The organism is Picosynechococcus sp. PCC 73109 (assembly GCF_001521855.1).
Taxonomy (GTDB): Bacteria; Cyanobacteriota; Cyanobacteriia; order Cyanobacteriales; family MRBY01; genus MRBY01.
On record NZ_CP013998.1, the window covers coordinates 1,469,670 to 1,481,513 of the forward strand.

An 11,844-nucleotide genomic window follows, 5' to 3' on the forward strand; every position below is an offset into this window, starting at 1 on the left:
GATCACATTTCCTGACGTTCTCTGTCCGCGCCCCATTGTAAAAAGTTGACCAGCGAAAAGCTAGATTACAATAGGCAGCATCAAGCGTGGAGATGATGTTTGCTGTGGATGAACTACGGACAGCCCTGGAATTAGCAACGGATGAGGAATTGCACCACCTCACTCAACTGCTCTTTAGCCGTAAATTTAATCCCCTCGACTATTGGCAAACGCCCCAACCCAGCGCCATTCGTAGTCAAGACCGCGATCGCCAAATTCAGCACATCGAAACCCGCTTCCGTTTTTTAGCCGCCGATGGGGTCACGGTGCTCCGTCGCCAAACCAAAACCCTCACCTACCGCCAGATCCTGTTTCAGGTAGGAGAATTTCTCGATATTCCCTGTGGGACTGCCCTGGATACCATTGAGCTTGAAGCAGAAATTTTCCTCGCCTTGACCAGCCGCGCTTGGGATAAACTCCCCCAAAAAGAACAACGGGCCTTGATTGATCGAGTGAGGCGATCGCTGGCCCAAACGGATTTACCGGAAGCTTTGCCCGTCCAACTCCAACATAACCCCCTGAGAATTTTCCTTAAAGGGAGTAGCACCTTGGTGATTAGTAGTGTGCTGAAATCATTTTTAATGAAGCAGGTTGCCCGACAGTTGGCGCTACATTTTGCGACGGGCCAAGCCCTAAAAACAACCACAACTCGTCTGGGTTCTTTGATGTTGACCCAAACTGCCCTGCGTTATGGCCTCACCCGTAGTGTGTTGGGGGCTGTTGTCCCGGCCTTGTGGAGTTGGTTTCTTGTCGATCTCGGTTGGCGGGCGATCGCCACTAATTACGGGCGTATTATCCCGATGATTGTCACCTTGGCCCAAATTCGCCTCACTAGAGAACCCCTGGTTGTTGCTTAAACCCCCCGGTTTAACTCTGTTACATTGGCCCGTTTTCACAGAAGTTTGAGCTAGGCTGGGGCAATAGATTTGGCAAAACTTCCCCATGCGTAAATTTTTAATTTTGCTGCTGTTCTGTATTGGTCTTGGGTTTGGCCTTTGGCGATCGCCGAGCTTGGCGACCCAAGGGGAATACGATTCTTTAATCTTAGATTTTCGCGAAACCGTAGAAACCAGTGTCGTTGAGCAACAGTTAAAGGCGATCGCCCAACAATTCAATGTCATCCCCCGGCTCAATAGTGAATTTTCCGCTGCTGACCAGATCTACGTCATCGAGGGCAAGCGAGAAATGCTCCAGTGGTTGCGCCAATCTGACCCCATTAAAAAAGCAACGGAATACATCGAGCCCAACTACATTTACCGAGCCTATGGGGTGCCAAACGACCCAGATTACCCAAAGCAATGGAATTTACGCAGTATTAATGTCGAAGCTGCCTGGTCAGAAACCCAAGGGGAAGGGATCACCGTGGCGGTTATCGATACTGGGGTTAGCCCTGTGCCAGATTTAGAACAAACCGCCTTTGTTGGGGGCTATGATTTCGTGGGCGATCGCCCAGAAGCTTTAGATGATGTGGGCCATGGTACCCATGTTGCCGGGACAATTGCCCAGTCGACAAACAATAACTACGGTGTTGCGGGCATTGCCTATAAAGCGAAGATTATGCCCATTAAAGTCCTCGCCGCTAATGGTGGGGGAACCGTCGCTGACATCGCCGAGGGAATCCGTTTTGCCACCGATCAAGGGGCCGATGTGATTAACCTCAGCCTTGGGGGGGCTGGTGCGAGCCAGCTGATGCAAGAAGCAATTGATTATGCCTATCGCAAAGACGTGGTGATCATTGCCGCTGCGGGGAATGCCAACAAAAATGCTGCTGCCTATCCAGCCCGTTATCCCAAAGTGATCGGCGTTGCGGCCACCGATGCGGCTGGCAAAAAAGCGCCCTATTCCAATTACGGGGCGGGAATTGATCTTGCGGCTCCTGGGGGCAGTGAAGCGGGAGGCATTCTCCAGGAAATCCTTAACCCAAAAACAGGCAAACCAGAATTTATCGACTACAAAGGCACCAGTATGGCCGCGCCCCATGTGGCTGGCGTGGCGGCCATGGTGAAAGCGACTGGTGTGACTGAACCAGCCGAAGTTTTACAGGTCTTAACCCAATCGGCCCAAAAGGTTACGGAAGATCCTTTAAACCACTACGGTGCCGGGTATCTCAATGCAGGTCAGGCGGTAACAGAGGCCCTTAAGGGCAAAATCACCGTCAAAGATTTCTTCCGCTGGCTCCGGGATAATGGATATCTGAATCCTCGTTTCTGGATTGATGGGGGGACAGTAGCTCTTTTACCGAAGTTAGCGATGGTTTTGGGTTCCTATCTTCTCGCTTTTCTGCTGCGGAACTACTTCCCCTTTGGGTGGGGTTGGCCCCTCAGTAGTGGCTTGGTTTTTGGCAGTTCGGGGTTCTTTTTCCTCAAGGGCATTTATATTTTTGATTTGCCCCAGGCCCCTTTTCGGCTTCTGGGCAGTTCTCTCCCAGAATTGGGCAATGCCATCAACGGAAATCCTGCTTTAAATCCGCTGTTTGCTAGTGTGTTAATTCCCTTTGGGGTGTTGCTCCTGTTTGCTGGTACGGAAGGGGGAAAACGCTTTGGGGTTGGTCTCTGTTTGGGGGTGGCGAGTTGTCTCTGGGTTAGTGCGATCGCCGGGCCGATGGTTTGGGGTTTGGGATCGGGTATTTTAGCCCAGGCATTTTTAGGGATTAATGGACTCCTGTGTGTGGCCCTAGCGAAATTGATGCTGACGGAACCGTTAAAAACCAGTAATTAAGAAATCTGTTAAGATTTACCATTTTAAAACAGCCGCTTCTGGGCCTTCTTCCTGGCGTGTTTTGGCGTCCTTTTCAAACCACTGGATAATTTCTTTGTGGCTCAGGTTTTCGATGGGGCAATCGAGATCTTGGGCGATGATCCCCAGTAACCGTTGGGAAGAAATGGTCAGACGAGCGAGAAATTTCTCTGGACTACTTAAGAGGGCGGCATCGACATCGAGGGATTCTTCTGGGGTGAGGAAGTTGGGTTGATTCATAACTAATGGCTTGGGGTTTGCTGTGGGCAATAGCGATTAATGTTGCCTATTTTATCGTCCTGACGGGGTAACCTTTGGTGCAAATGAGTTGCATTAGTTTTCCCCTTCACTCCACAATGGGATTTTAGTACCTCTCCTGATTGTGAATCCCTTGAAACGTTTACAGCTTAATTTTTGGACTCCGATGACTCTGGCGATCGCCGCTTTGATTGCCCTACCGATTTTTTCTGTATTGGGGAGTGTTTTCACGGATTCTGGCGAAATTTGGCGTCACCTGGTCGACACGGTGCTGGGGCGTTATGTGTTCAATTCCCTGTGGTTGATGCTTGGGGTCGGCGTGGGGGTCACAGTTGTCGGGGTGGCCACGGCTTGGTTGGTGACGATGTGTCGCTTTCGGGGCCAAGGTTTTTGGGAGGTATTGTTACTCTTGCCCCTCGCCGCTCCAGCTTACCTGTTGGCCTATATTTACACGGATATTTTGGATTACTTCGGCTGGGTGCAGCGGTTTTTGCGACTAATATTCGGTTGGCAATCGGCCCAGGATTATTGGTTTCCGGAGGTTCGGTCTCTGGGGGGGGCAATCATTATGTTGATCTTGGTGCTCTACCCCTATGTTTACCTGCTGGCACGGGTGGCTTTTTTAGAGCAGTCCGTCACAACCCTAGAGGCGAGTCGCGCGTTGGGCTGCGGCCCCTGGAAAAGTTTTTGGGCGATCGCCTTACCCTTAGCTCGGCCAGCGATTACGGCGGGTCTGGCCCTGGCTCTGATGGAAACCTTGAATGATTTTGGCACCGTGCAATATTTTGGCGTCGAAACCTTCACCACGGGGATCTATCGCACTTGGTTTGGGTTGGGGGCACCCCAGGCAGCAGCGCAACTGGCGGCGGTATTGATGCTGTTTATTGCGGGGCTGTTGGTTCTCGAAAAATGGTCGCGGCACCAAGCCCAGTATTACCAAACCAGTAATAACTACGACAAACCCCAGGCCTATGAGTTGCGGGGGTGGCGGGCTGGGGTTGCCACGATGACCTGTGGGATTCCGGTTTTTTTTGGGTTTGTTGTGCCCGTTGGTACTCTTTTGGAAATGGCCTTTAATCGTCCCCAGGCGCGGTTTCGGACACAGTTCTGGGAGTTTGCCCAGCATAGTTTTGTCTTAGCCAGTGTGACGGCAATTTTAGCGGTGGCGATCGCCTTGATTTTGGCCTACGGTCAGCGATTGAATCACAGTCTCTGGATGGCCTTGGGTGTGCGGATTGCGTCCCTGGGTTATGCCATTCCCGGCTCGGTAATTGCGGTGGGGATTCTGATTCCCATGGGGAAACTCGATAATGCGATCGCCAATTTTTTCCAAGCCCAGTTCAATATCTCCACGGGCTTACTCCTGAGTGGCACGATTACCGCCCTGGTTTTTGCCTATTTGGTGCGCTTTCTGGCGGTGTCCTTTGGGGCCGTCGAAACGAGCCTCGGCAAAATTAAGCCCACCCTAGATGACGCTTCCCGCAGCCTCGGTTATACCCCGATTCGTACCCTGGTGAGTGTGCATACTCCCCTGATGTGGAGTGGTTTGTTAACCGCTGCGATGTTGGTGTTTGTGGATGTGATGAAGGAACTCCCGGCGACCCTGGTGATTCGTCCCTTTAACTTCGATACCCTGGCCGTGAAGGTTTATCAATACGCTTCCGATGAACGGTTAGTCGAAGCCTCTGTGCCCGCCCTGGCGATTTTGGCGGTGGGCTTGATTCCGGTGATTTTTCTCAGTTGGCGCATTGCCCACGTCCGCAACGAGTGAATGGATAACAAATGTAAGAAATTCGCTACAAATCTTTAATAGCTGGGTGAGAATGGGTAAGGTGACTTCTAGAAGATTGATTTTATTCATTACAAAAATCATCGTTATCCTAGTCGGCTTTCCAGACAAATGTTCCAGGATTCCCCCAAGCTGCCGAATTCCCAGTCACATCAAAGTCCGTACAAAGCGCGCTTCAATGTCCGGTATTTATCTTGGGGGTTGGCGATCGCCGTTGTTGGCGTCGTTGCTGGTGGTATTGTTAGCTTTCGTTGGTTCAGTGAAAAACTGTTACTCGATCTGCAGGACAATCTCTTGGGAGTGGCTAAACTCCAGGCGACCCAAATTGATCAATGGTTATTAGAACGCAAAGGCGATGCCCGGGTGCTTGCCTCAAGGCCCACGACCATTAATGCCCTCAAAGCCTTTGCGACGAATGAGCCGAATTCCGCCATTGTGCGGCAGCAACAGGCGAATTTAACCCAATTGGCCCTCGATGTGCAAACCAGTTACGATTACCGCCGCATCGTTTTTTTTAACCGCCAGGGACAGACCGTTTGGCAAACGGGGGTGCAAAATCCCTTACCCCAGGAAATTAATACAGTTTTTAGGGAGGCAGATCACCAAACCAGTCTTGGGGGAGAAGTGCGCTTGATCGACTTGAATCTCCTAAAAGTCAATAATCAAGACTTGCCCGTTTATGGTGTTTTAGCCTACATCTACGATGAGCAAAATAATTTTATTGGGGCGGCATATTTAGAAAAAGATCCCCAGAATTTTTTATATAGTCTATTAGACCGAGCGGCCAATGCTAGTACCACCGCTGAAACTTTATTGGTGCGTCGTGAAGGCAATAATATTCGTTACCTCAATCCCCTACGGTTTGCCAGTGATCCACCATTACGGTTAAGTCGTTCCCTGGATCAAGATTCTCTCCTCGCAACCCAAGCAATTTTGCAGTCTCGGCGTTTGGTGCGGGGTACTGATTACCGGGATATCCTCGTTGTGGGGGCTTCCTTTGAAACGACCCAAGCCCCTTGGATTGTGATTTATAAGGTCAATCTCCGGGAGGCTAATGCCCCTTTTCGTCAGTTGGCGATCGCCATTAGTGGTTTATCGGGCTTACTGATCGGGGTTGTTTTTTGGGTGGGCTACCAAATGCTGCGGTTACAGCGCTTTAGGCTAGAGGCGATCGCCAGGGAAGCAGAAATCGAAAAAGCACAGATCCGTGCCGCTAGTGCTTCCCGTTATTTAACGGCCATTGAAACTGCCATTGATGGTTATGCTGTTTTAGATGATCGGGGCTATTTTCTCGAAGTTAACGTGGCCCTGGGTGAAATGACAGGCTATGACTGCGATGAATTGCTGCAACGCTCAATTTTTGATCTGCTCATTACCGACAACCTCGATCCCGCACAACTGCTCACTGAATGGGGCGATCGCCGCAAACTCAAACTCCAGCAACAGTGGCGACACCAAAAAGGTCAGATCCAAGAAATGCAACTGAGTTTGACCACTGACCTTAGCGAAGATCAAAGCCGATTTTTTATCTTTGTCCAAGACATCACCCAGCAAAAACAAGCTAATGCTGCCCTCGGCGAAAGTGAACAACGTCTCTACCGGGCGATTCAAGACGCACCCTTTCCCATTCTGCTCTACGCCAGTGATGGTGAAATTTTGCAGCTCAATCATACTTGGACGGCGTTAACTGGCTATGACATCACGGAAATTCCCACGATCGCAGCCTGGGCAGCAAAAGCCTACGGTGAAGAATATCTGACGGCCCTACAGGGGATCGAGAAAGTTTATGAGATCCAAAATTCTACCCATGACGGTGAATACGCCATCCTGATCAAAGACGGCGACCAACGTATTTGGGATTTTAGTAGTGCTCCCCTTGGTACCTTACCCGATGGACGTAAACTGCAAATCACCATGGCGATGGATGTTACGGACCGCAAGGCCAATGAACTCGCCCTCCAAGCCGCCAAAAAACAAGCCGAAGAAGCAAACCGGGCAAAAAGTCTGTTTCTCGCCAATATGAGCCACGAACTGCGCACACCCTTAAATGGCATTTTGGGTTACACGCAAATTTTGATGTTTGATGAATCCTTGAGTACAGAGCAAAAAAGCAGCCTCAAAATTATTGAACAATGCGGCCATCATCTCTTGAGTCTGATTGCTGATGTGCTTGACTTTTCTAAAATTGAAGCCCAACGCCTAGAACTAATTCCAACGGCGGTGCAATTCCATTACTTTATTCTGGATATTATCCAAACCTGTCAGATCAAGGCCACAGAAAAACAACTCCTCCTCAATTACGATATTGATCCAGATATTCCCGATTATTTACTGGTCGATGATCAACGTCTCCGGCAAGTGTTGCTGAATCTATTGGGCAATGCGATTAAATTTACCCACCAGGGAAGCGTTGTTTTAGACGTTCAATTAAGCCAACCTCCGCAGACTCCCCCCAAATCTCCTAAGCACCATTGGCACAGAGTACACTTCGCGGTTCGGGATACAGGCTGTGGCATTGACCCCGAAAACCATCAGAAAATTTTCTTACCCTTCGAGCAGGTCGGCGATCGCCGCAGTCGTCCCCACGGTACAGGTTTAGGATTAGCGATCAGCCAAAAATTAGTGGCGATGATGGGGGGCGAACTCCAGTTAACGAGTTATCCGAACAAAGGGAGTTGTTTTTCCTTTGACCTGGAGCTGTCGGAGGTGCTCGTTAGTCCTCCCCTGGTTGCTGAGGATCAAGCGACCCGTGATCACCTACAAATTATTGGTTATGTGGGCCGCCGGCAGACCATTCTGATTGTGGATAGCCGTTGGGTTAATCGTTCTGTGATTAAACACTTCTTGATGCCTTTGGGTTTTCAGATTCTCGAAGCCGAAAACGGAAAAGATGGTTTGATGGTGGCAGAGGCCCATCCAGTGGATCTCATCATTTCAGAGATGGTAATGCCCCGGATGGACGGTCAAGCCATGGCCCACCAGATTCGTCAACTCGAAAAATTTAGGACAATCCCTATCTTCGCCATGTCCGGGGATGTTTTGGATCATGGTTGGCATAATATAAATTCGGATTTTGACGCTTTTTTAGAAAAACCACTGGATTTTTCAAATTTATTGGAGATGCTTCAGACCCATCTTCATCTCACTTGGGTTTATGAAGGCGATCGCTAAATTGATTTTGATGGTTTGCGTCAGTCCCAGCAACTTACACACAATTATTGAGGTAATTTTTTATGGCTCGCACTGAATCCACCATGCTTCCCCTGGGTGCTCCGGCCCCTGATTTTGCCCTACCGGATGTCACCACCGGAAAAACCGTTAGCCTTGGAGATTTCCGGGGGAAAGCGGGTTTGCTCGTGATTTTTATGTGTCGCCACTGTCCGTTTGTGATCCATGTCCAGGATGAGCTAGCCCGGTTGGGAGTAAATTTCGTCCCCCAGGATCTAGGCATTGTCGCCATTAGTGCCAATGATGCAGAGAATTATCCGGATGATGGCCCAGAGAAGCTCAAGGAAATGGCGGCAGCACTCCAATTAAATTTTCCGATTCTCTATGATGAGTCCCAGGCGATCGCCAAAAGTTATCAAGCGGCCTGTACCCCTGATTTTTTCCTTTTTGATCAGGACTTAAAGCTGGTCTATCGGGGCCAATTGGACGACGCGCGCCCCGGTAATGACAAGCCCGTGACGGGAGCTGATCTTCGCCAGGCGATCGCCGCCGTTTTGGCAAAAGAAACCCCTGATCCGAACCAAAAGCCCAGCCTTGGTTGCAATATCAAATGGAAACCAGGCAATGCCCCCAGTTATTTTGGCTAAACCACAGGGGACGACTTGACCGTCAGCCATAGCAAAATGACGAGGGCCAGGACAAGCAGTTTTACTAAAATGTACAGGGTGCCATCTGGAAATAAATAGGTGCTTAACATAAAGCCTCCTTGGGACTTCACTCAGGGATCTCTCGCTCAGATAGGGAGTCTGTGGATTCTGTGGTGTCCCTCTATCTTTATTGTCCTGCGCCCTTAGTCCTCTGTAGGCCCATGCTGATATTTAGTTGGGAATATTCACAAAGCTTAAGGTGAATTGCTCAGTTTTGTGAGCGTTTGTTAGCGACGCCGGGAACGCTTCGTTTTCGTTTTCGTTTTTGTTTTGCTGGTCTGGTTCGTTTTCGGTGGGCTGGGTTCTTCAAAGACCGGTACCGTAAAGGAAAATTGACTCCCCTGATTTTTGCCTTCGGATTCTGCCCAGATCGCTCCCCCCCAGGCGGTGACAATCTGGCGACAAATCGCTAATCCTAAGCCAGTGCCGCCAGCGCTCCGCCGTAAGGCTCCTTCTTCTTGGTAAAAGCGATCAAAGACGGTTTCGAGGCGTTTGGGTTCAATGCCCCGGCCATTGTCGATAATGCTCACGGTGAGTTTATGGGGATCTTCGGCGGTGATGGCGATCGCCACTTGACCCTGCTTGGCATCGCTAAATTTACAGGCATTGTCCAGCAACTTGGCGATCACTTCTACAAGCCATTCCCCGTCAGCTTGGACGAGGGGCAAATCTGGCGAAACTTGATTGATCAGTTGGGGCAGGGGTTGGCCGCCACTTTGATGACGCTTGGCCCGCACGTGGCTCATGGCCAGTTCCACACACTCATAGAGCATCAGGGGTTCAATATTCCACTCCACCCGACCACTTTCGAGCTGGGACAGGGTCAGAAAATCCTGGACGAGGGTGCGTAGACGTTCTGCATCCTGGAGGGCGGTATCTAGCATCACCTGGCGCAGTTCCTCCGGCATATCCGGCTCATTGGCAAGGCTTTCTAGGCAGACTTGAATCGTCGATAAAGGTGTCCGGAGTTCGTGGCCTGTGATCGCCACAAGGTTAGAACGGGTACGGTCGAGGGCCGCTAATTGTTCGTTAAGTTCTTCGAGGTTGTTGTACGCTTCGGCCTGAATTAGGGCCACACCTACTTGGATGGCGATCGCCCCCACGAGGGCAATATCTTCCTGTCGCCAGTGGATCGCCTCTGGGTGGCAGTGATGTAACTCGATCATGCCGATCAATCGTCCTTGGTAGAGTACCGGCACCAGCAGCCAGGAGACGATGGAACAGGTTTGGGTGAGGGTTTCTAGCTGGTCTTTAATGAAGTCCGGATCTTGCTCGGTATTATCAATACCCAGGGGCTCCCCCAGGGAGACCACCTTTTGAAAGAGGGGATTATCCTTCAGGGGCCAATTGCGACCTTTTACAGAAATTTGATCCCCATGGAGAAATTCATGCTGGATCTGGGCTTGTTCGTCTGACTCTTTGCAACGGTAAATAATGCAGCGACAGACTCCGAGACCTTCTCCTAATTTTTCGACGGCCAATTGCAAGATGTCTTCGGTGTCGAGCGATCGCCGAATGGCCGCTGTGACCGTATTAATTAAACGCTCCTTTTGTTCTTTGTTTGCCAGGGAGCGGTTGGCTTTGAGGATTTTGTATTGACCCGCCTGGAGATAGTTCACCAAGCGTTGCACAAAGGGATCGGCGGTGGAATTAGGCTGATGTTCCGTTAGATCTTGGTGACCATTTTGGAGGTAGGTTTCCTTGGCCGCTTGAACTTTTTTCTGGAGCTCCGGGCGATATTGGGCAATGCGATCGAGGAGGATTTCCGCTGCTTTTTCGGTAATGTTGCGGTCTTCGGTCCAAATACCTTCAAAACGACGGGCATTATCGGCGAAGTGATCTCCCTTTTCAGAATTGTTGTGTTTTTCTCGGCAGAGGAGACAACTGGCAAAATTCTCCCCAATCACCACGAGGTGCCACTCTTCGCTTAGGGCATCATCTGGCGTAAAGGCAATGCGCTCGTAGGTATCAGAGGCGTTTTCAAACTCTGTTTCTGGGGCCGCTAGGACGTAAACCTGTTGGGATTTATCGGCAATGCGATGATAGCGAGTTGCTTCCTGGCGGTAATATCTTTCTTGCTGGAAGCTGGCGATCACCAAGGGGGAGTCTTGACCTGCAAGGATTTGATCTTCCATCGCGTGGGAGAGTGCCGTTAGGGAAGATTTGAAATAGAGTTGCGATCGCCCATGGGGAACGGCTTCAAATAATTGTTTGACAACCGAGGTTTGAATACTCATTAAGAAATGCTTTTTCCCGAAAGGAATAGTCGCCTTCTACGAACGATGGACCAGAGGAATTCCCTAGATTATCCTTGATCACCCAATATTGATCAATTTTTCTAGGGGATTTGGAAACTGAATGAATGGTGACGAGGCGATCGCCATTACGCAGAGCCCAAGGCACGAATCAGGTCAGGGATCGGCTGAGGCTCACGGTCACTGTCCGTAATTGCTTCAATAATTTGTCGGTTCGCCTGGGGATGATTAAGGGCAGCCACGCATAATTCTGCCACCTGCTGCCGGGGAATTCGTCCTTCAAAAAGGGTATCGGCCTGGGCGAGTACCAGGGGCGCTGCGGCTTCGGCATTCAAGCCACCGGGACGGACAATCGTGTAATTGAGGGAACTGTTGATGAGGTAAGCCTCGGTTTGTTTTTTCCAGAACAGCACCAGACCAAATAGATTCAACGGATGGAAAAATTTAGATACACAAAGGGACGTGACGAGGACAAATTGCTTAACTCCCTGGGCCACGGCAGCATCGATCAGCGATTTGGTGCCGACATAATCCACTTGAAAAAATGCGGCAGGGTTCAAACTGGGTCGGGCGGCGGCGGCACAAATGATGTGGTCACAGTCGGCGATCGCCCCTGGTAGCGATTTTTTATCGAGGAGATCGCCAACGACTAATTCTGCGTCCGAGGGCAAAATTTCTTTGCCTTTGTTGAGATCCCGCACCATGGCCCGCACCGGGATATTTTGAGCAATTAGGGTTTCGACAACGCGCCGTCCCGTTTCCCCCGTCGCCCCGACCACTAAAACTTTCATCCTCGTTAACCTCCTAAAATCGCTGGCGGAAATTTGCCTTCGATTTACAATTATTACCCTGAATTCCTCGGTCTTGGGGTGCAACTTTACAGAAAAGCGGG

8 protein-coding genes are annotated in these 11,844 nt (G+C 50.3%); 5 read left to right on the forward strand and 3 right to left on the reverse strand.

Features of this window, described 5'->3' with window-relative positions; all coding sequences use genetic code 11:
• The first annotated feature begins 104 nt into the window (after positions 1-104).
• Entirely contained in the window at positions 105-896 is a 792-nt protein-coding gene (locus AWQ23_RS07070; RefSeq protein ID WP_030006575.1) for a YaaW family protein, read from the forward strand.
• A gap of 85 nt (positions 897-981) precedes the next feature.
• Positions 982-2,757 (forward strand): S8 family peptidase, encoded by a 1,776-nt coding sequence (locus AWQ23_RS07075; RefSeq protein WP_062433832.1) that lies wholly within the window; start codon positions 982-984, stop codon positions 2,755-2,757.
• Between the two features lie 15 nt (positions 2,758-2,772).
• Here AWQ23_RS07075 and AWQ23_RS07080 read toward each other — a convergent pair whose 3' ends face one another.
• A complete protein-coding gene (locus AWQ23_RS07080) occupies positions 2,773-3,015 on the reverse strand; it encodes a hypothetical protein (protein WP_041443478.1) in 243 nt (80 codons plus the stop codon).
• A gap of 184 nt (positions 3,016-3,199) precedes the next feature.
• Between AWQ23_RS07080 and AWQ23_RS07085 the strand changes: the two genes are divergently transcribed.
• From AWQ23_RS07085 to AWQ23_RS07095, 3 genes are all read left to right on the forward strand, one after another.
• Positions 3,200-4,804, forward strand: a complete 1,605-nt coding sequence (locus AWQ23_RS07085; RefSeq protein WP_198158703.1) for an iron ABC transporter permease — start codon at positions 3,200-3,202, stop codon at positions 4,802-4,804.
• Between the two features lie 129 nt (positions 4,805-4,933).
• Positions 4,934-7,993: an ATP-binding protein gene (locus AWQ23_RS07090; RefSeq protein WP_062433838.1), complete on the forward strand. Its 3,060-nt coding sequence runs from the start codon at positions 4,934-4,936 to the stop codon at positions 7,991-7,993.
• 62 nt (positions 7,994-8,055) lie between these two features.
• The gene (locus tag AWQ23_RS07095) at positions 8,056-8,637 is read left to right on the forward strand and encodes a thioredoxin family protein (RefSeq protein ID WP_062433841.1); all 582 of its coding nucleotides are present in this window, start codon (positions 8,056-8,058) and stop codon (positions 8,635-8,637) included.
• A gap of 287 nt (positions 8,638-8,924) precedes the next feature.
• Here the strand turns inward: AWQ23_RS07095 and AWQ23_RS07100 are convergent, their stop codons facing one another.
• On the reverse strand, positions 8,925-10,934 hold the full coding sequence (locus AWQ23_RS07100; RefSeq protein WP_062433844.1) for a DICT sensory domain-containing protein: 2,010 nt from the start codon (positions 10,932-10,934) through the stop codon (positions 8,925-8,927).
• 146 nt (positions 10,935-11,080) lie between these two features.
• The gene (locus AWQ23_RS07105; RefSeq protein ID WP_062433847.1) at positions 11,081-11,743 is read right to left on the reverse strand and encodes an SDR family oxidoreductase; all 663 of its coding nucleotides are present in this window, start codon (positions 11,741-11,743) and stop codon (positions 11,081-11,083) included.
• Positions 11,744-11,844 lie beyond the last annotated feature (101 nt).